Raw genomic sequence first — 19,980 nt, forward strand, 5'->3', positions numbered from 1 at the left:
ACTGCGAGCGGGGGTACTCGAGTTGTCATCCTTGGAATGGCGAGCACTTGGAAACTGCCGCGACGTCGACCCGTTGGTGTTCTTCGGCCCCGACCGCGAAAGGGCGAAGGCGCGAGAACAGCGTGTATTCAGGGCCAAGGCGATATGCCGTACCTGCCCTGTGAAACGCGCGTGCCGCGAGCAATCCCTGAGATTCCCTGAACAACACGGGATCTGGGGCGGGCTGACAGCCGATGAGCGCAGTGACGCGATGCAGTCACCCGAAAGGACAGAACCGTGAACGACGGCGTCGCATGCAAACCCCGGATCACTGGGGAGAGACCAGCCCGGTGTCGTATGCGTGGATGATCGCGGCGGCGCGGTCACGCAGGTCGAGCTTGATGAAGATGTGGCCGATGTGGCTCTTGACGGTGAGTCCGGAAATGCTGAGTTCATCGGCGATCTCGGCGTTGGAATGCCCTTTGGCGATCAGCGTCAGCACATCGAGCTCTCGGGCCGTGAGGTCACCGACGGCGACCGCACGACGCGGCGCTGCCGACTTGCGGTAGGTGGTGAGCACCCGTGAGGTCACCGCCGGGTCGAGATAGCTGTCGCCCTGCGCCACCGCGCGCACGGCCCGGATCAGCTCCTCGGCCGAGGAATCCTTGAGCACGAACCCGCTGGCGCCCGCGCGCAGCGCACCCGAGAGCAACTCGTCGTCGTTGAATGTGGTCAGTGCCAGCACCGGAGGCCCGTCCACCGCAGTTACCTGACGGGTGGCCTCGATCCCGTCGACCCGCTTCATTCGGAGGTCCATCACCACCACATCGGGGCGGTACCGGGTGACGGCGTCGGGCACCTCATCGCCGTCGGCGCATTCGGCGACGATCGTGAAGCCGTCCTTGCGTCGCAGAATCCGTCGCAGCCCGGAACGCACCAGATCCTGATCGTCGACCAGGAGGACGGCGACCTCGGCTATGGCGTTGGTCATGACACCACGGGGCACCATCGGGGTGCCCGGTCGGTGTCTTCCAACGGAATATTCGTGCGGACCGACCATCGGTCGTCGGCCGGGCCGACGCTGATGATCCCGCCGAGCAGTTCGACGCGTTGCCGCATGCCGCTCACGCCGCGGCCCTCGGCGCGCCGGCCGCTCCGGCCCGCCAGCGCGGCGACCGGAAGTCGGTTGTCGATCGTCAATGTCGCCGATGTCCTGGAAATCCTCAGTAACACAGTTGATTCTGCGTCGGGCGCGTGTTTGGCGATGTTCGCCAAGGACTCCTGGGCGATGCGGTACAGCGCCAAACCCACCGCCGCTGAGACGACATCGGTGCGGCCACTGGCATCGAAGTGCACGTTCAGCCCGGCGCGGACGAAATCGTCCACCAGGCAACTGATGTCGTCGACTCCTGGTTCGGGAGCCGTGCTCATCGGGGCGCCGTCGAGTAGTCCGACCGTGCGCCGGATGTCGGCCATGGCCTGACGGCCCAGCCGTTCGGCCTGCTCCAGTGCCTCGACGGCGTCGTCGACGTCGCGGTCCTGCTGCAGTCCGCGGCGCGCCCCGGTCACGTGCAGCAGGGTCACGCTCAGCGAATGCGCGATCACGTCGTGCACCTCGCGGGCGATACGCCGCCGCTCATCGGCTGCGGCGTGGAGTGCCTGCGCGGCCTGTGCCTCCTGTTGCTGACGCATGAGTTGCTGCTGGGTGTGCACGAGATAGCCCACCAGCCAACCCATCCCGAGGATCCCCACATACAACGGCAGGGCGTCGAGCCGGTGTTGCGAGGCGGCGGTCAGCAGCAGTGCGGCCGCGGTCAGCGACGCCAGGAATCCACCCCACACCCCGGCCAGCGAGGCGACCTCGCCGACCATCAGCACCGCGATCAGCGGGGCGAAATCATTGGCGATGGGTGTGGCCGTCGCGAACAGCAGCACCGCGGTCGCGGTGGTCCAGGTCGCCCAGACGATCGGAGCCTTGAAATCGACGCCGGACAGGTAGAACAACGCGAAGGGGGCAACGCAGACGACGAGCGCGAGCAGGCCCGCCGGAAGGTCGGCCGTGGGGCGCTGCAACACGGCCACCGCGCCGGCACCGATCACCGTGGCGTCGAACGCCAACACGAAGGCCCAGTTGTAGCCCACCGGGAGGGCGTACCCCCGCCGGCGCACGTGCGCACGGATGCCGCGCGCGATGGTGCCGAGCATGTTCCGATCGTAGAAGGTGAGCATGCCGCCGCGCCTCCTACTGGGGTCGGATTTTCTGGGGTCGGATTTCAGCACTCAGAGTCGCCACATCTCGCGTGCCATCGCGGCGTCTTCGACGAAGCCTTCCCGCAGCGGCGGGTAGTACGGCTGCTGGAGGTCGGGTCGGGGCACGGTGGCCAGTGCCGCGCGCACCGCGGCCAGGGCGCGCCGCCAGCGGCCGCCCTCCCGACGATACGGGCCGACCGGGATCGCTGGGGTTGTCGCCGGCGGGGCGAAAACGGCGTCTTTCGCCGTCCATCCACGGGCGACACCTGTCATGGAATTCGCTATCGAGATAGCTGGGGAACGCTGTGCTCGTGTCATGCCTCGACGCTATGAAGAATGCAGGTCAGCCCGCATCGCGCTGCCGGCCGATCTTGACCTACGACCGTAGTAGGAGATCTGCACCGACCACAGGACGATCAGGCCGCAAGTGATTACGCTCGTGCTGTGGTCCCGAGTTCGACCCGCAGACGTGGTCCGCGGCGTGACGTCGACACCCGCGCATTGATCATCGACACCGCCGAGCGAATGTTCGCCGAGACGTCGATCGGCGCGGTGGCGTCGCGCGCGGTGGCCCGCGAGGCCGGCGTGGCCAGTCGCGCAGTGGCCTACCATTTCCCCGCCAAGCGGGACCTGGTGCTGGAGGTGGCCCGGCGGCGCGCCCTGACCGTGTTCGATGCTGTCGTCCAGGAACTCGTGCGGGTGGCTCAGTCGGGGAACGAGATTGGTGTCTACGACGTCGTGGAGGCGCTGATCGCGCCCTACGTCAGGCTGCTCGACGAGGATCCGGTTGGCGGATTGCGCTGGCTCAAGGTGATGAATCAGCTGGCCTTGGATGAAGACCAGATCTGGCTCGACCAGTTGGCGGGGGCGCCGAGTCTGCCGGAGTTGTTCTTTGCCGCGGCAGGTCGTGCGGTGCCGGACATTCAGACCAGAGAAGGTCAGCAGCGCAGCACAATTGCCATCTTTTCGATGATCGGTGCGCTCGCCAGTTCTGATCTGGCCCTTTACGGACGCCCCCTCGGGCCCGGCGGCCTCGACCGGGGTTGGGTCGCCCAGCTCGTCCGGTTCACGGGCGGCGGTTTGCGCGGCGACGAGGCCCTGCTCGACTAGGATCGTTGCGTGCAGATCGACGGCCAGCAGCTCGCTGCCTTCGCCGCGGTGGTCGAGCTGGGGAGCTTCGACGCGGCCGCGCAGCGTCTGCATGTGACCCCGTCGGCGATCAGCCAGCGCATCAAGGCGCTGGAGCAACGTGTCGGCCAGGTGCTCGTGGTCCGCGAAAAACCCTGCACAGCAACAGCTGCCGGTATTCCACTGCTGAGGCTGGCGGCTCAGACGGCACTGTTGGAATCCGAGACGCTTGCGGAGATGGGTGGCGGCTCAGCGCACCGCACCAGGATCGCGCTGGCGGTCAATGCCGATTCGATGGCGACCTGGTTCACCGGCGTATTCGCCCAGGCCGCCGAGTTCTTGTTCGACATCAGGATCGAGGATCAAGACCTCTCGGCGCGGCTGCTGCGTGAAGGCGTGGTGATGGGAGCGGTGACCACCGAGCGGCGCCCGGTCCCGGGTTGCCGAGTGCACCCGTTGGGGGCGATGCGCTACGTGCCGGTGGCCAGCGCGGAGTACGTGCAGAACTACCTGCCCGACGGATTCACCTGCGACGCCGCGGAGGCGGCGCCCTCGCTGTCCTGGAACCGCGATGACGCGCTGCAGGATCAATTGGTGCGCAAGGCGTTCCGCAAGGATGTCCTCAGGCCTATCCATTACATCCCGACCGCCGAGGGATTCGGCGCCGCGGTGCGGGCCGGGTTGGGCTGGGGGATGTACCCCGAGGAACTGGTCGACGACGACTTCGTCCGCATCACCGAGCAACACCTGGACGTGCCGTTGTACTGGCAGTGCTGGAAGCTCGACAGCCGCACCGTCGAGGCCATCACGGCTGCGGTTCGCGGTGCGGCGGGGGCCCTGCGCGGACGGGCCGGTTGAGGTTGGCGCGAATTCAACGGAGTGAGAGGTGGCGATGAGTAGGACACACCGATACGAGGTCGAGGTGACGTGGACCGGCAACACCGGTTCGGGCACCAGCGGCTACCGCGACTACGCCCGCGATCACGACTTGTCCGGTGTCGAGACGCCCGGCAAACCGGTGATCCCGGGCAGCGCCGATCCCGCCTTCCGGGGGGACCCGCAGCGCTGGAACCCCGAAGAGCTGCTCGTGGCCAGCCTGTCCCAGTGCCACATGCTCTGGTATCTCGCCCTGTGCGCCAAAGCGGGCATCATCGTCACCGCCTACAGCGATCGGCCGGCGGGCACCATGAGTGAGAACGCCGAGGGCAGCGGCGTTTTCACCGACGTCACGCTACGGCCGCAGGTGACCATCACCGACCCGGAGCGGGCCGGTGATGCCACCGAACTACATCACGAAGCCCACCGGATGTGCTTCATCGCCAACTCGGTCAACTTTCCCGTGACTGCCGATCCCATCATCAAAGTGAGCTGAGCCCAGTTCATCGATGGAGCCGGCGCAACTGGGCCGAGGCCACCGACAACACCGCCAGATCGGGCGCGTCGGAATCGAGGAACTCGTCCAGCGTGCGCTTGGCCCGGTCCAGCCGCGGCCGGTTGTAGGCCTCGAAGTCGCGGATGCTGCTCGCGACCTGGTCCCCCTCGACCCCGTGCTTGGTGACGTCGATGGTGAGATCACGCAATGAGCGGTACAGGTCCTCCCGAAGGGCAAGCCGCGCCTGTGCATGCCAGCGGCCACCTCGGGGAAGCGACGACACCGCCAGCAACAGCCGGTCCACGCCCAGCCGGTCCGACAGTTCGAAGTAGATCCTGGCCAGTTGAGCCGAGTCCTCACCGTGGACATGGGCGACCTCGATGATGTCCAGAAGGCTGAACGCATAGAGGGATTCGCTGATCCGACGGGCGATGTCGGCCGGGACGTCGCGGGCCACCAGGTCGTCGTGCGCCGCCAAGACGGCATCGCGCTCCTGGCCCCGCAGCATCGATCCGAGTTGCCCGCGCAGCATCGCGACCTGGTTGCTGAATCGGGTGATCTCGGCGTCGACGTCGAGCGGTTGCGGCCGGTTGAGCACAATCCATCGGGCGGCCCGGTCGAGGAGGCGACGGCCTTCGATGATCATGGCATTCGTCAGTGCGGGCGAGAGATCGGCGGCATAGATATCCGACCAGAGTGTGTCGAGGTCGAAAACCTCGGACGCCACGGCGTGAGCCCGCACGATATCGGCTGGGGCAGCGCCGGTTTCCTCGGAGAGCCGGAACGCGAAGGTCAGCCCCGAGGTGGCCAGTACGCGGTTGACGATCGAGGTGGTGATGATCTCCCGGCGCAGCGGATGCTCGGGCAGTGGCTCACCGAGTTGGCGCCGCAACGTCGGCGGGAAGTACCGGTTCAGTAGCGCGACGAAATATGGGTCGTCGAACATCTCGCCACTGAGCAGTTCGGCCTTGAGGTCGAGCTTGACGTGCGCCATCAAGGTGGCCAGTTGCGGAGCGGTGAGGCCCCGACCATCCTTGGCCAGGTCAGCGAATTGCGCTGGGCTGGGCATGTTCTCGCGGGAACGGTGCAACCCGCGCCGCGTCTCGAGATCTGCCGTTATCCTGGCGTGCACGTCGACCATCTGGGCCGCGTTCGAGCGGGCGTCGCTGAGCAGACGATTGTGCGCCTGGTTGTTGGCCAGGACGAGCTGTGCCACTTCGTCGGTCATATCGACCAGCAGTCGGTTGCGGGCGCTGCCGTTGATCAGGCCGGACCGCGCGGCGGCGTCCAGCAGGATCTTGATGTTGACCTCGTGGTCGGAGCAGTCCACTCCGGCCGCGTTGTCGATGGCATCGGTGTTGACCAAGCCGCCGCGACGGGCGTACTCGATGCGGGCGCGCTGGGAGAGCCCGAGGTTTCCGCCCTCGACGATCACCCGGGCCCGGACGTCCCCGGCGTCCACCCGCACCGGATCATTCACCTTGTCGGCGATGTCGGAGTGCTGTTCGTCGCCGGCCTTGATGTAGGTGCCGATTCCGCCGTTGAACCACAGGTCCACCGGCGCGCGCAGGATATGGCTGATCAATTGGGTGGGAGACAGGCGGGTCTCATCGTCGGCGATGCCGAGTGCCGCACGCATTTCCGGTGTGGTGGCGATGGTCTTGGCGGTCCGCGGCCACACCCCGCCGCCCGGGCTGATCGCGGCGCGATCGTAGTCGTCCCACGATGATTGGGGCAGTTCGAACAGTCGTTGCCGTTCCTTGCGGGCTCGCGCGGTGTCAGGCTGCGGATCGACGAAGATGTGCCGGTGGTCGAATGCGGCCACCAGTCGCAGACCCGGGCGCAACAGCATGCCGTTGCCGAAGACGTCACCGCTCATGTCGCCGACGCCGACGGCGGTGAACTCGTCGGCCTCGGAGTCGATGCCGAGTTCGGCGAGGTGGGTGTCGCCACTGACCCAGGCGCCACGGGCGGTGATCCCCATGGCCTTGTGGTCGTAGCCGGCTGAGCCGCCGGAGGCGAAGGCGTCGCCCATCCAGTAACCGCGGTCGAGTGCCACCGCGTTGGCGGAATCCGAGAACGAGGCGGTGCCCTTGTCCGCGGCCACCACCAGGTACGGGTCGGGTCCGTCGTGGCACACCACGCCGCCGAAACGGGGCCGCTGATCGCTGCCCGAGCCGGAGTCGGCGTTCTTGTCGACTACGTCGAGCAATGCGGCGATGAACTGTCGGTAGCTCCGCAGGCCCTGCACACGGGCTGATTCACCCGCGACGGGCCGGGCCTTGACGACGAACACGCCCTTGGCGCCGGCCGGCACGATCATCGCGTTCTTGACCGCCTGTGCCTTTACCAGTCCCAGGACCTCGGTGCGGTAGTCGTCGTGGCGGTCCGACCAGCGCAGGCCGCCGCGGGCGACCAGCCCGAAGCGAAGATGCAGACCTTCGAATTCCGGTGAGTAGACGAAGATCTCGGATAGGGGACGCGGCTGTGGCAGCTCGTCGATGGACTGGGCGTCGAGCTTGTGGACCAGATAGGGTGCCCAGACCGTGAGGGCGTCGGGCGCGAACGCGTTGGTGCGCACGGTGGCGCCCATCAGATTGTGGTACGCGCGCAGGATCCGGTCGGCATCGATGTGCAGCACCTGGTCGATCTCGGCGGCCACGCGCTGCTCGGCCTCGGTGATACGGGCGGCGCGGTGGGGGCTGTCGGCTGGTTGCTCGGTCTGGCCGAACCGCGCCTCGAACAGCGCCAGCAGGGCGCGGGCAGCGTCCGGGTTGTCCAGGAGCACCCGCTGGATGCGGGCCTGACCGTATGGCAACGGCAGCTGCCTCAGGTAGCGGCTGTAGCTGCGCAGGACACTGACCTGACGCCAGTTCAATGAGGCTCGCAGGATCAGCGCGTTGAATCCGTCCGATTCGACCCGGCCGGCCCACATCGCCTGGAAGGTCTCGCGGATGCGCTCGGTGATGCCGTCCTGTGGCTTGGCCAGCGCGTCGACCGCATCCGGACCGGGGTGCAACACCAGCTGATACACGTGGCACACCCGGCCGTCCGCGCGGGTCCAGGTGCCGGCCTGTTCCTCGAGAACCTCCAGGTCCATGCTCTGCAGCGCGGGCAGCATCCGCCGCAGCGGAACCGGCTCGAGGGCGGCGAGAGCGAAGTTCAGCCGCCCGTCATCGGTGCCGGCCCAGTCGAGGTTCACCGTGACCGCATCGCCCATCAGATCGTTGAGCGCCGTGACCTCCAGTAGCCGGTCGGGTACCACAACCCCGGCCTGCTGATCTTGCATGTCGGGCGCAATGTGATTGGCGCGCAACGAGTCCACGGTTGGCTCTCCTCAATCGTCGTTGATCGATGCCGTCGGTTGCGTTCTCGACGGATGGGCCAATCCTGTGGTGTCTCGGAGTGCAGAGGAGGCTGCAAAGTGTCAGCGATATCGGGGGCGTGCTTACATTGTGTAGGCCGGGTTCAATGCCGGCTTCTGGTTTAGTATTACAAAACGACTCGGGCTGGCCAGCGGTAATCTGCCGGATGCCCGACGGCTACCTCGTAGAGGTCGGCTGCCGGGCATCGGCCCGGGCGCGTCAGCCCTGACTCGCCGGCACCACTCCGCGCGGAAGGATCAACGGGAGATCGTTGTAGGTGACGATGCCGGGTGCGGCGTTGACCACGGCGGGAATCGCGTTGATCGGGGGAGTGGCGGTCATGATGTGCCCCAGCACCATGAACTCCTCCAGCGTGGTCGCCTCGAAGTCCGGCGGCGGTAGGAAGCCGACCTTCATCGTCACAGTCGGGCGACCGGCCACCTCGATCACCCAGCCGTCCTGATCGATCTGCCAATCCGGTTGCAGCGTCTGTCCTTTGCGCCACCGCAGGGTCAGCTCGACGCGCGTGGTGTCGCCGACGATCCCCTTCCAGCTGACGAAGACGCCCGCCACACCCCCTGCCGGAATCGTCCACGAGCCGAGGTCGAGATCCTCTGTGGTCTGGGCATATTCGGCATCGCAGCGGACCTCGTCGAATTCGATACCGAGTGCATCACCGATCATCCGGACCGCCTCGCCGAAGACTCCGGTGCCGTGAGCGGTCAAGGCCTGTAGATCGGGATGATCGATGGGCAGGCCGAACCCGACCGGCTTCTCGGTTTCCGGCGAATCGTAGAACGTGGTGTCGGCGGCCTCGTGGACGGTGATCTTGTCCACGCGGTCGCAGATGCCGGCAGCCACGATCGCCAGCTGGTTGACGTAGCCCGGGCTGATGCCCGATCCGAACATGGTCGCGCCGCCCTTGCGGCAGGCCTCGACGATCCGGTCCCGGCCCTGGCCCTGATTGTGTCCGGTGATGAATGAGGCGGTCGCAACGACATTGACCCCGGCGGAAAGGATTTCGACGAGTTCGTCGACGTCGATCCACATCGGGTTGTAGACCACGACATCCGGTTTCAGGGCGAGTAGCGCCTGCACGTCATTCGTGGCGGCCACCCCGAGGGGCTCGATGCCGACGAGCTCTCCGACGTCCTTGCCGGCCTTGTCCGCCGACCATGCGTAGCAGCCGACCAGTTCCAGGGTCGGGTTGCGGGCGATGGCCGCCACCGAACTCTTGCCGACGTTTCCCGTCGTCCACTGGACAACCCGGTATGGAGAAGTTTGTGACATCGCAGCGGCTTCCTTCCTCGGTTTCGGGCAGTTTTCCACTACCGTGAGAAAAAAGGAAGAGTGGTCCGAACACGGGCGGCGAAACAACTAGAATTCGGGGTGTGACCACCGGAAACGCGCCGCGCCGGGGGCGGGGCCGTCCACCCCGTATCGATCAGCAGCAGATCGTGGCCGCGGCGCGCGCCATTACGCCGGGCGCGTTGACGATGCAGGCGGTGGCCGATGCGCTCGGGGTGGACCGCACCACGCTGCACTACTACGTCGGTGACCGTGACGGCCTGCTCGAGTTGGTGGTGGCCGATCTGTTCGAGACCGAGTTGCGCTCGATCAGGTTGCCCGAGGGCGCGAGCTGGCAGGAGGTCCTGCGGGCCTACGGCAATGCCATCCGCCAGGGCGTGCTCAAACTCGGTGTGACGGCGACGAGTTTCCGGCTGCGGGGGCCGAGTGGGGCGGCCAGTCTCGCGCTGGCCGAGCAGGTGCTGCGGGCCCTGGCCGACGGTGGATTCGGTACCGACGACGCCGGGCGCGTGCTCACTCTGGTGTCCGGGCTCGCGATGTCAGCCGCGCACGACGTGCTGGGCTCGGCGGAGTCGCGGCTGCACCACCAGACGCCCGAGGTGGTTCGCGCCCTGAAAGATCTGCCGTCCAGTGACTTCCCGCTGCTCAGTGGTGTGGTGGCCGATCGTGGCGTCGACGCGACTGCCGCCGGGGACTTCGACTTCAACCTCGACATCGTGATCGCCGGGCTCGAGCAGTTCCTGGCCAGATAGGCACCGGTCGTCCACGGGGCTTGGCTCGAGTACAGTACTCAGCATCTTCTTAGGCGGAACTTGAGTTCCGTCTAGGTGAACTGGCAGATGACACGTCGGGGAGGCGCAACGGTGTACCGATTGCTCAAGAAAGCGTGGATACCGCTGGTGCTGGTGGTCGTCGTCGCTCTGGGCGCGTACGCGATCCTTCGAATTCGTGAGTCCAACCATCACGATCCGAGGGCGGCAGACGGCTCCGGTATCACCGCGAACTTCAATCCGAAGCACATCACCTACGAGGTCACCGGTTCCGGCGGAACCGCGAATCTCAACTACCTCGATGAGAACGGCCAACCCCACCTCATCGAAAACACCCCGTTGCCGTGGTCGTTCACGATTGTGACGACGCTGCCGTCGATGTCGGCCAACATCATGGCCCAGGGAGACCGTGACGTCAGCGATCTTCGGTGCCGGGTGACGGTCGACGGCGAGGTCCGCGACGACCGGGCGAGCAACGACACCGTCAAACCGTTCATCTACTGCTTGGTGAAATCCGTATGAGCAACTCGCACTCGAAGCCCCATCGGCCGTTCATCGGCCACATGGTCCGGATCTTCTCGCTGCCCATCGTCGTGTTCTGGGTGCTTGTGGTGGTCGCACTGGGCACACTCGTCCCGTCGCTCGACAAAGTCGCGGAAGCCCGGCAGGTGCCGCTCAGCCCGACGAATTCAGCGTCCTATCAAGGGATGCTGAACATCGGCAAGGTGTTTCAGCAATACGACTCCGACTCTTCGGCGATGGTCGTGTTGGAGGGCGACGACAAACTCGGCGATGAAGCCCACAAGTTCTATGACGAGATCGTCGCCAAGCTCGAGGCTGATCGCGAGCATGTGCAGAACGTCCAGGATTTCTGGAGCGACCCGCTGACGGCGGCGGGCTCACAGAGCGTCGACGGCAAGTCGGCCTATGTGCAGATCTTCCTGAACGGTTCCCAGGGCACCAGCGCCAGCCACGAGTCGGTGGCCGCGGTGCGCGACATCGTCGCCTCGGTACCCGCACCGCCGGGCATCAAAGCCCACGTCGCGGGCAACACCGTGCTCAACGCCGACACCCAGGTCGCCGGGCATCAAAGTATGGCGACCATGGAGTTGGTGTCGGTCGCCGTCATCATCGTGATGCTGCTGTTCATCTATCGATCCATCGTGACGATGCTCGTCTCGATGGTCATCATCGGCCTGGAACTCTTTGCCGCACAGGGCGTTACCGCGGCTGCGGGATATGTGAACATCATCGGCCTGACCCCGTATGCGGTGAGTATGGTGACCATGTTGTCCCTGGCTGCGGGAACGGATTACGTGATCTTCCTCCTCGGTCGATATCACGAGGAGCGATCGAAAGGCCTCGGGAAAGAAGACGCGTTCTACGTCGCGTATCACGGTGTCTCGCACGTCATCCTGGGTTCGGGGTTGACCATCGCGGGTGCGTGCATGTGCCTCACCATGACCACGCTGCCGTACTTCCAGACGATGGGTCTGCCTTGCGCCATCGCGATCCTGGTGATCATCGCGGCCGCCCTGACGCTGGCCCCGGCAGTCTTGACCATCGCTTCGAAGTTCGGTCTGCTCGATCCCAAGCGGGAGCTGTCCACCAAGGGTTGGCGCAAAGTCGGTACGTCCGTGGTGCGTTGGCCCATCCCGATCATCTTTGTCACCAGCCTGATCGCCATCATCGGCTTCGTCAGCCTGCTGACCTACGTGCCGCAGTACAACGACCAGAAGTTCACCCCGGCCGACATGCCGGCCAACCTCGCTATGGGGGTGGCCGATCGGCACTTCTCGCAGGCCCGGATGAACCCCGAACTGCTGATGCTCGAGGCCGACCATGACCTGCGCAACCCGGCCGACATGCTGGTGATCGACCGGGTCGCCAAGGGCGTTGTCCACATGCGCGGTATCGAGCGGGTGCAGACCATCACCCGTCCGCTGGGCTCACCCATCGAGCACAGCTCCATCCCGTTCCTGCTCGGTGCTCAGAACGCCGGAACTCTGCAGGGCGCGAAGTTCAACAACGACAACTCGGCGCAGATGCTCGAGCAGGCCGACGAGATGGGCCGGACCGTCGCCAGCATGGAACGCATGTACGCGATCACATCCGAGCTTGTGGCGACCACGCACAGCATGGTCGGCAAGACCCACGACATGTTGGCAGCGACCCAAGAGATGCGCGACAACCTCGCCAATTTTGACGATTTCTTCCGGCCACTCCGTAATTACCTGTACTGGGAGCCGCACTGCTTCGACATCCCGATCTGCCAGTCGATGAGGTCGATCTTCGACACCTTGGACGGCATCGACAAGCTCACTGACGAAATGCAGGGTCTGACCGCCGATATGGACCGCATGGATCAGCTGATGCCGCAGATGTTGCCGGTGCTGAGGACCACCATCGACTCGATGTCGCGGATGCGCGACTTCATGATCGCGACCCACAGCGTGATGGCTGGTACCCAGGCTCAGCAACAAGAACTGGCCAAGGGTGCCACGGAGATCGGCCTGTACTTCGATCAGGCCAAGAACGACGACTTCTTCTACCTGCCACCGGATGTGTTCCAGAACCCCGACTTCGAGCGGGGGTTGAAGATGTTCGTATCGCCGGACGGCAAAGCGGTCCGCTACATCATCACCCATCAGGGTGACCCGGCTTCGGTCGAGGGCATCGCCCACGTCCGCGACCTTAAAGACGTTGTCGCCGACGCGGTCAAGGGCACTCCGCTGGCCAATGCGAAGGTGTCGCTGGCCGGCACCGCGTCGATGTACGCCGATATGCAGGACGGCGTCAAAACCGACCTGATGATCGCGATCATCGCGTCGATGATCCTGATCTTCGCCATCATGCTGATCATCACCCGAAGTGTGGTGGCCGCCTTGGTGATCGTCGGCACCGTGGCCGCGTCTCTGGGCACCGCATGCGGCTTGTCTGTGCTGCTGTGGCAGGACATCCTCGGGCTGGGCGTGCAGTGGATCGTGATCCCGTTGTCTATGGTGATCCTGCTGGCGGTGGGTTCGGACTACAACCTGCTTGTGGTCTCCCGTCTCCGGGAGGAGATACATGCCGGGCTCAACACGGGCATCATCCGTGCGGTGGGGGCCACCGGACGGGTCGTCACCGCGGCGGGGCTGGTGTTCGCCTTCACCATGGCGTCGATGATCGTCAGCGATCTGCGAGTGATCGGCCAGCTGGGTACGACGATCGGTATCGGCCTGGTCGTCGATACGCTGATCGTGCGCTCGTTCATGACCCCCTCGATCGCCGCGGCGCTGGGGCGTTGGTTCTGGTGGCCGCTCAACACCTTTGAGATCACCAGGCAGGGCCGCAGCGCCGCCGAACCGACACCGGCGGGCGACCCCGACGACGACAAGACCGCTGCGATCCCGGTAACCACAGTGTGAGGGAAGTGAGTGTCGTGAGTGACACGGACAGCGCGCGCGATGCGGAGTCGAAACTGCGCCGGCGCACCGATGGTCGGCTCGACCGATCGCGTGATCCCGCGATTCTCAATGCCGCATTGGCCGCCTTGGCCGAGAACGGCTACGTCAACACCAACATGAACGACATCGCCGCGCGAGCCGGTGTCGGCAAGGCGGCGATCTACCGTCGCTGGTCATCGAAGGCCGCATTGATCACAGATGCGCTCGTCTATTGGCGGCCTGACCTGATGAGCAACGATGCGCCCGACACCGGCAGTCTGGAAGGTGATTTCGACGAGATCGTGCGCCGTGCGGTGCGCAACGACGAGGAGCACTTCTCCTACGATCTGGTACTGCGGGCCGCGGTTGAGGCCAGCCATGATCCGCACCTCGCCTCGGCCCTCGACGATCTGATGCTGCTCAAAGGCCGGCGCGTGGTGACGGCCATCCTGCAACAGGCTGCTGCCCGTGGTGAGGTGGCACCCGACCGGGACTGGTCTCTGGTTGCCGACGTGATGACCGGCATGTGCCTGATGCGGGTGATCAGCGGTCAGAGCATCGACGCGAAGTTCATCCGGGACGTCATCGACACCCTGATCCTGCCCGCCGTACGCGACCGGTAGCGGTGGCATCCGGGCACTGGGCAGCGAGGACATCACTCGTCGGGTGTAGGTTGTGATTAGGCCGGATACATCAGTTGGTCAGCCGTGGCGAATGACAGTCACGACTTCGATGTTGAACCGTCAGCCGGTGATTAACCATCGCTTGCTATCCAATACCAGTGCGGTCGTCCCGCACCTTTCAAGGACACTCTTATGGAATCGTCCGCACTGTTTTCGCACCCGGAGCAGCAACAACCGATGCCGGATGTCGAGGGCGCGGTTGAACCGCCGCCCGAGTTGGTTTTCTCGGACCAGCCCTCGGATCGGCCCACGCCCCGTGCAGATGCGCAGTCATCGTGAACGGCCTGAACGGGACACGGCGACTGGCCAGTCCCGTCCGGCTTGCGCTCGCCAGGCAATTGGGCGCCGACATTGACGGAGCGTGGTGGCCGCACACCGCCTCCGTCGCCGCTGAATTGCCCGAACTTGTTGGCGCCCTTCATCGATCGATCGGGGAAGTCGTCGACATCCGCATCAACTGGTCAGCCGCTGAGGGGCAGTTGGACCTCAACACGATCGTCACCGGCAATCGGTGGGCGCAAGGGATGACGCTGAGTCGTCCCCGGTTGATGTTGGTGACAGGCCGGAGCGAATGCGTGAAACTCCTTGTCGTCCCGTGCAAGACGTCGGCTGCGCTCGGAGCGCTGGTGATGCGCTGTGCAGCGGCGATGTCTGTGGAGGAAACGGTGAGGCGCACGCCGTTGTTCGAGACCGCGGATTGCGTACTGCGCGCGGCCCAGACCGAATCTGCCAGTTGGTTGGGGCGGATCCAGGACGCACCGGTGTGAAATGCAAAATGAGCTGGTACGGAAATTAATCCGTACCAGCCCATAGTCAGGTCTTAGAGCGGTTTAGACCGCAGTAACTCCCACTGCCTGGGGGCCCTTGGCTCCCTGAGTGATCTCGAACTCAACGCGCTGGTTCTCTTCGAGCGACCGGAAACCACCGCCGGTGATCTCGGAGTAGTGGACGAAGACATCGGGTGCGCCGCCGTCAGGAGCGATGAAGCCGAAGCCCTTTTCGCCGTTGAACCATTTCACAGTTCCCTGTGCCATATTTTTGCTTCTCTCATTGTTCAAACTGGACGTACGTTGCACGTCCGTGTCCAGTATGGCACGTCGAAACGCATTGACCCAAAAAATATTTGTCCGGTGAATCTTCTCCGCGAAGCGGTCACCGGATGGCCGACGAACCGCAGCCGCCGCCCGGCAACCCAGTGGAACTGCCAAATCGGCTCTGCGGCAGTCATTTTCACGTTCTGCGGTTATGCGATGCGCTGACTTTCGCACCTGCGCGGCGTCCTTCTATACGCCACGGCTGCCGGACTCACTTGGATAGCCGTCCTGCGGTAGAAATCGACGCGTAGAGCATCACGCAGAAGCGTCGTGCTTGTCCTTCTTGCCGAACGGCAGCACGTGCATGATCCCCACGACCACGGTGCCGACCACCAGGCCGATCACGGCCGACGCGGCGGTGTTGGTCAGCCAGGCCAGCAGACCGCCGAAGGTACTGCCGGTCGCATGCCGCACCGCTTCCTCGGCATGGTGGACCAGGCCGTAGATCGTGTGCCAGCCCAGGGTGTCGGTGCCGGCCAGGAGGATGTGTCCACCGACCCAGAGCATCGCGACTGTGCCGATCGTCGACAGGGCCGACAGCAGCTTGGGCATCCCGGCGACCAGGCCGCGCCCGATCTTCTGCGCTATCCGCGACGAGCGTTGAGCCAGGAGCAGGCCGATGTCGTCCATCTTGACGATGCCGGCCACCACGCCATAGACCGCGGCGGTGATCACCAGCGCGACGATCACCAGAATGATCAGTCGAGGCCAGAAGGTCTGATCGGCGACCTCGTTGAGTGCGATCACCATGATCTCGGCGGACAGGATGAAGTCGGTGCGGATCGCGCCGGTGATCATGTACTTCTCGGCGTCGCCACCGACCGCCGTGGCGGGCTGGCCGTCGGCGTCGTGTCCGCCGTGGCCGATGAACCGTCCCCAGACCTTCTCGGCGCCTTCGAAACAGAGGTACGTCGCGCCCAGCATCAGGATCGGCGTCAGCAAAAACGGCGCGAACTGGCTGAGCAGCAGCGCCGCGGGCAGGATGAACAGGATTTTGTTGCGCAGCGAGCCGATCGCGATGCGCTTGATGACCGGCAGCTCACGGTCAGCGGAGATGCCGTGTACGTACTGCGGCGTCACCGCGGTGTCGTCGATCACCACGCCGGCGGCCTTGGCGGTCGCCTTGCCCGTGGCTGCACCGATGTCGTCGATCGAAGCCGCCGCCAGCCGCGCCAGCGCGGCAATGTCGTCGAGCAATCCGAACAAGCCGGCGCTCACTGCTGACTCTCTTCGGGCAAGTGACTGATCGGCGACGTCATCCCCATGACCGTGAAGGCTACCGGCCCCTACATGCCGATGAGCGACTCGATCCAGCCGCGGGCGAAGTAGAGGATGAAGCCGGCCGCCACGATCCACAGCAGCGGGCTGACCTCGCGGGCCTTGCCCGCGGCTGACCGCAATACCGCCCAGGCCACGAAGCCGACACCGATGCCGTTGGCGATCGAATAACTGAAGGCCATGGTGGCCACGGTGAGCACCACTGGCAGGGCCACCGAGAACTCCGACAGATCGATGTGACGCAGCTGCGACACCATCATGGCGCCGACGATCACCAGGGCCGCGGCCGCGACCTCGGTGGGCACGATCGAGGCCAGCGGGGCAACGAACATGGCCGCAAGGAACAGCGCACCGGTGATGAGGTTGGCGAACCCGGTGCGGGAGCCCTCCTCGATGCCCGCGCCGGATTCGATGAAGACGGTGTTCGACGATGCCGATGAGGAGCCGCCGACGACGGCACCGGCGCCTTCGACGATCAGGGCTGATTTCAGCCGCGGGAAGTTGCCCTGGGCGTCGGACAGGCCGGCCTCCCGGGACAGCCCCGTCATGGTTCCCATGGCGTCGAAGAAATTGGCGAACACCAGCGTGAACACGAGCATGATCGCGGCGAGTGCGCCGATCCGACTGAAGGCACCGAGGCTGACGTCGCCGACGAGAGACAAGTCGGGCAGTGCGAACGGTGAGCCGGACAGGCTCGGTACCGACAGACCCCAACCGCCGGTCTTGTCCTGTGCCGAGCCGAGGTGCCAGATCGCCTCGACGATCACGGCCACCACGGTGCCGGTGACGAGGCCGATCAGGATGCCGCCGCGAACTTTCCGGGCCACCAGGATGCCGGTGACCAGCAGGGTGAATACGAACACGACCGTGGGCACGGTGTTGATGGAGCCGACGCCACCGGTGCCGAGCCCGACCGGGGGAGAGGGCAGGCCGGTCGAGCCGACGAATCCGGCGTCGACCAGTCCGATGAACAAGATGAACAGGCCGATGCCCGCGGTGATCGCGAGTTTGAGCTGCATCGGGACGGCGTCGAACACCAGACGGCGGAACCCGCTGGCCGCCAGCGCCACGATGATCAGGCCGTCGATGACCACCAGGCCCATTGCTTCGGGCCAGGTGACCGTGCCCACCACGGTCGTGGCGAGAAATGAGTTGATGCCCAGTCCCGCGGCGAACGCGAACGGCAGCCGCGCGATGATCCCGAACAGGATGGTCATCACGCCCGCCGCCAGGCAGGTGGTGGCCGAGACTTGTGCGAACTGCAGCTTGTTGCCCGCGACGTCGGCGGAGCCGGAGAGGACGACCGGGTTCAGCACGATGATGTAGGCCATCGCGATGAAGGTGACCAGGCCTCCGCGGATCTCGGAAAGGACCGTTGAACCACGGCTTGAGATCTCGAAGAAGCGATCGACTCGATTCATAAGCGATGAGCCTAAAGCGGGAGCCGCCGGGTTTCCCGGCGTATCGCCGATGAACGACGTGGACGCGTGCGTGACGGCCGGTTCGATCCCGCCGGGCAGGAAACCTGCTGAGCACACCGCCGTCGGAACAATCTGCCGTGGAGTCAATATCGGGGCGCTGAAGTGCAACAGCCGCAAAGAGATTGGCGACGAAAAATCGTTTGACCTCAACTTGGGTTGAGGTGTCATGCTGCGTGCATGAGAGTTCGGCACGACCGCTGGGGTGTGGAAAACCGCCCCGAACCTGGGGGTAATCCCCCTGGGGGTCGGCTGCGGCGCCGAATAGTTTCGAGTGGCGAAGTGTTTGAGGCCAGCGATATGAGCAGTGGCGGGAGCGGGGGCCATGCCGATGAGCACGGGCGTGCACATGAGTGTTGACGATTGTCGTGCGGAGCGGTTCGAGCGCGATGCACTGCCGTTGGTGGACCAGCTTTTCGCGGCCGCGCGTCGTTACACGCGCAACGTGCCCGACGCCGAAGACCTGGTTCAGGAGACGATGGTCAAGGCGTACAGCAGTTTTCACACGTACCGGGACGGCACCAACATCCGCGCCTGGCTGTTCCGGATTCTGACGAACACGTGGATCAACTCGTACCGGACTGCGCAGCGGCGCCCGCAGGAGGTCTTCGCCGACGAACTCACGGACGCGCAACTCGCGGAGGTGGCCCTACGGTTCCCGTTGGGCGTGGTCTCGGCCGAACTGGCGGCGCTGGAATCGCTGGGCGATAACGACGTGCGTGAGGCCATGCGGGCGTTGCCGGAATCGCAGGGCATCGTCGTCTACTACGCCGACGTTGCAGGATTCCGGTACAAGGAGATCGCCGAGATCCTGCAGATTCCGGTGGGGACGGTGATGTCGCGATTGCATCGGGGGCGGCGAAATCTCCGTGCCCGGCTCATTGACGCCGGCGTGGCCGGCGGGTTCGACTGCGATCGACTGCCCTGCACCGCAGCCTGATTCGCGTACAAAGCTTGGCCTTGGCTATCGGGTCGATTGCGGCAACGGGCCAGCGCCGTTTGCTGGGAGACGGATGATGCCCCGGTCCTTGGCGACGTCACTGAGTAGCTCGCGCAATCGGCGGCGGCCACGTGCTAGCCGCGACATCACGGTTCCGATGGGAGTTCCCATCAGAGAGGCGATTTCGCGGTAGGGATAGCCTTCCACATCGGCGAGATATACCGTCACGCGGTTGACTGCCGGTATGGCGCAAAGCGCATCGGCGACCTCGTCATCGCGTATGGACTCGAGGGCTTCCACTTCGGCTGACCGCAGGCCTGAAGAGGTGTGGCGGGCCTCGGCGGACATCTGCCAATCGGTGAAATCCTCACAGAGCTGCTCGGCCACGCCCCGTTGACGCGTGCGGTAAGCGTTGACCCAGTTGTTGTACATGATCCGGAAGAGCCAGGCGCGGGCGTTCGACTCCGGCTGAAAGGTGTGAAATCCGCTGTAGGCCTTGAGCATTGTCTCTTGTATCAGGTCCTCGGCGTCAAACGTGTTGTGGGTCAGTCGCCGCGCACGACCCCGGATCTGCTCGATGCAGGGCAGTACCGTGTTGACGAACCGAGTGGCGTCTTGACTGTCGGACCGTGGGTCCGTGTCGTTGTCCAACCTCAGACAACCTCCCAACTAATACATAGAATATCTATGAATAATAATAGTCGATCTAGGTAGCTGATACCAAATGGCCGGCGGGCAGGGATGCCGACAAATGTTGGGCCGCATGACCAAAGCTGGTGCACCAAGCTTTCTTTCAGCAAGTTCACAGGAAATAGGTCACTGCTGCGACGGGTTGTGGACCGGTGTAACGTTTGTCTCCGCTGTACATAGTTATTCGAACTAATTCGCCGATCGCCGGGGCGGGTCA

The 19,980-nt window shown here is 64.8% G+C and carries 20 protein-coding genes; 11 read left to right on the forward strand and 9 right to left on the reverse strand.

Annotation, left to right across the window (positions count from 1 at the left end):
• Positions 1-31 precede the first annotated feature (31 nt).
• Positions 32-280, forward strand: coding sequence for a WhiB family transcriptional regulator (locus tag EYZ64_RS03120; RefSeq protein ID WP_353653701.1), 249 nt, complete (start codon positions 32-34; stop codon positions 278-280).
• A gap of 27 nt (positions 281-307) precedes the next feature.
• Here EYZ64_RS03120 and EYZ64_RS03125 read toward each other — a convergent pair whose 3' ends face one another.
• The 3 genes from EYZ64_RS03125 to EYZ64_RS03135 form a co-directional block, all read right to left on the reverse strand.
• Positions 308-970 (reverse strand): response regulator transcription factor, encoded by a 663-nt coding sequence (locus tag EYZ64_RS03125; RefSeq protein ID WP_135451817.1) that lies wholly within the window; start codon positions 968-970, stop codon positions 308-310.
• Complete coding sequence (locus EYZ64_RS03130; protein WP_135451818.1) at positions 967-2,184, reverse strand: sensor histidine kinase; 1,218 nt, start codon at positions 2,182-2,184, stop codon at positions 967-969. Before EYZ64_RS03130 ends, EYZ64_RS03125 begins: the two co-directional genes overlap by 4 nt.
• Before the next feature lie 75 nt (positions 2,185-2,259).
• Entirely contained in the window at positions 2,260-2,502 is a 243-nt protein-coding gene (locus EYZ64_RS03135; RefSeq protein WP_135451819.1) for a hypothetical protein, read from the reverse strand.
• 228 nt (positions 2,503-2,730) lie between these two features.
• Here EYZ64_RS03135 and EYZ64_RS03140 point away from each other — a divergent pair, with 228 nt between their 5' ends.
• The 3 genes from EYZ64_RS03140 to EYZ64_RS03150 are packed head-to-tail and all read left to right on the forward strand — an operon-like array spanning position 2,731 to position 4,729.
• Positions 2,731-3,339 carry a TetR/AcrR family transcriptional regulator gene (locus EYZ64_RS03140; RefSeq protein WP_167857687.1) on the forward strand — a complete coding sequence of 203 codons (609 nt, stop codon included), beginning with the start codon at positions 2,731-2,733 and terminating at the stop codon, positions 3,337-3,339.
• 9 nt (positions 3,340-3,348) lie between these two features.
• The gene (locus tag EYZ64_RS03145) at positions 3,349-4,215 is read left to right on the forward strand and encodes a LysR family transcriptional regulator ArgP (protein ID WP_135451821.1); all 867 of its coding nucleotides are present in this window, start codon (positions 3,349-3,351) and stop codon (positions 4,213-4,215) included.
• Positions 4,216-4,249: 34 nt separating this feature from the next.
• Positions 4,250-4,729: an OsmC family protein gene (locus tag EYZ64_RS03150; RefSeq protein ID WP_135451822.1), complete on the forward strand. Its 480-nt coding sequence runs from the start codon at positions 4,250-4,252 to the stop codon at positions 4,727-4,729.
• A gap of 7 nt (positions 4,730-4,736) precedes the next feature.
• Here EYZ64_RS03150 and EYZ64_RS03155 read toward each other — a convergent pair whose 3' ends face one another.
• Positions 4,737-8,018: an NAD-glutamate dehydrogenase domain-containing protein gene (locus EYZ64_RS03155; protein WP_502703004.1), complete on the reverse strand. Its 3,282-nt coding sequence runs from the start codon at positions 8,016-8,018 to the stop codon at positions 4,737-4,739.
• Between the two features lie 295 nt (positions 8,019-8,313).
• The gene (locus tag EYZ64_RS03160) at positions 8,314-9,384 is read right to left on the reverse strand and encodes an NAD(P)H-dependent amine dehydrogenase family protein (RefSeq protein WP_135451823.1); all 1,071 of its coding nucleotides are present in this window, start codon (positions 9,382-9,384) and stop codon (positions 8,314-8,316) included.
• Between the two features lie 101 nt (positions 9,385-9,485).
• On the opposite strand from EYZ64_RS03160, the gene EYZ64_RS03165 reads away from it, so the two are divergent.
• The 5 genes from EYZ64_RS03165 to EYZ64_RS03185 all read left to right on the forward strand — a co-directional run bounded on the left by EYZ64_RS03165 (position 9,486) and on the right by EYZ64_RS03185 (position 15,050).
• On the forward strand, positions 9,486-10,154 hold the full coding sequence (locus EYZ64_RS03165; protein ID WP_135451824.1) for a TetR/AcrR family transcriptional regulator: 669 nt from the start codon (positions 9,486-9,488) through the stop codon (positions 10,152-10,154).
• Positions 10,155-10,265: 111 nt separating this feature from the next.
• Positions 10,266-10,694, forward strand: coding sequence for an MmpS family transport accessory protein (locus EYZ64_RS03170; RefSeq protein WP_135459776.1), 429 nt, complete (start codon positions 10,266-10,268; stop codon positions 10,692-10,694).
• The gene (locus tag EYZ64_RS03175; RefSeq protein ID WP_135451825.1) at positions 10,691-13,582 is read left to right on the forward strand and encodes an MMPL/RND family transporter; all 2,892 of its coding nucleotides are present in this window, start codon (positions 10,691-10,693) and stop codon (positions 13,580-13,582) included. Before EYZ64_RS03170 ends, EYZ64_RS03175 begins: the two co-directional genes overlap by 4 nt.
• Positions 13,583-13,596: 14 nt before the next feature.
• On the forward strand, positions 13,597-14,223 hold the full coding sequence (locus EYZ64_RS03180) for a TetR/AcrR family transcriptional regulator (protein WP_286174590.1): 627 nt from the start codon (positions 13,597-13,599) through the stop codon (positions 14,221-14,223).
• A gap of 335 nt (positions 14,224-14,558) precedes the next feature.
• Positions 14,559-15,050: a DUF5994 family protein gene (locus EYZ64_RS03185; protein ID WP_135451827.1), complete on the forward strand. Its 492-nt coding sequence runs from the start codon at positions 14,559-14,561 to the stop codon at positions 15,048-15,050.
• 63 nt (positions 15,051-15,113) lie between these two features.
• On the opposite strand, the gene EYZ64_RS03190 is transcribed toward EYZ64_RS03185, so the two are convergent.
• The 3 genes from EYZ64_RS03190 to EYZ64_RS03200 all read right to left on the reverse strand — a co-directional run bounded on the left by EYZ64_RS03190 (position 15,114) and on the right by EYZ64_RS03200 (position 18,076).
• On the reverse strand, positions 15,114-15,317 hold the full coding sequence (locus EYZ64_RS03190) for a cold-shock protein (protein ID WP_029106149.1): 204 nt from the start codon (positions 15,315-15,317) through the stop codon (positions 15,114-15,116).
• A 315-nt stretch (positions 15,318-15,632) separates the two neighbouring features.
• Positions 15,633-16,595, reverse strand: a complete 963-nt coding sequence (locus EYZ64_RS03195; RefSeq protein ID WP_135451828.1) for a DUF808 domain-containing protein — start codon at positions 16,593-16,595, stop codon at positions 15,633-15,635.
• A 68-nt stretch (positions 16,596-16,663) separates the two neighbouring features.
• Positions 16,664-18,076, reverse strand: coding sequence for an NCS2 family permease (locus EYZ64_RS03200; protein ID WP_135451829.1), 1,413 nt, complete (start codon positions 18,074-18,076; stop codon positions 16,664-16,666).
• Positions 18,077-18,125: 49 nt separating this feature from the next.
• On the opposite strand from EYZ64_RS03200, the gene EYZ64_RS31940 reads away from it, so the two are divergent.
• Entirely contained in the window at positions 18,126-18,296 is a 171-nt protein-coding gene (locus EYZ64_RS31940; protein WP_167857689.1) for a hypothetical protein, read from the forward strand.
• A gap of 162 nt (positions 18,297-18,458) precedes the next feature.
• A complete protein-coding gene (locus EYZ64_RS03205; RefSeq protein ID WP_286174592.1) occupies positions 18,459-19,073 on the forward strand; it encodes a sigma-70 family RNA polymerase sigma factor in 615 nt (204 codons plus the stop codon).
• A 24-nt stretch (positions 19,074-19,097) separates the two neighbouring features.
• Here the strand turns inward: EYZ64_RS03205 and EYZ64_RS03210 are convergent, their stop codons facing one another.
• Positions 19,098-19,724, reverse strand: coding sequence for a sigma-70 family RNA polymerase sigma factor (locus EYZ64_RS03210; protein WP_286174593.1), 627 nt, complete (start codon positions 19,722-19,724; stop codon positions 19,098-19,100).
• Positions 19,725-19,980: the final 256 nt, after the last annotated feature.

It is taken from the genome of Mycobacterium sp. DL99, assembly GCF_004762045.1.
Classification (GTDB): domain Bacteria; phylum Actinomycetota; class Actinomycetes; order Mycobacteriales; family Mycobacteriaceae; genus Mycobacterium.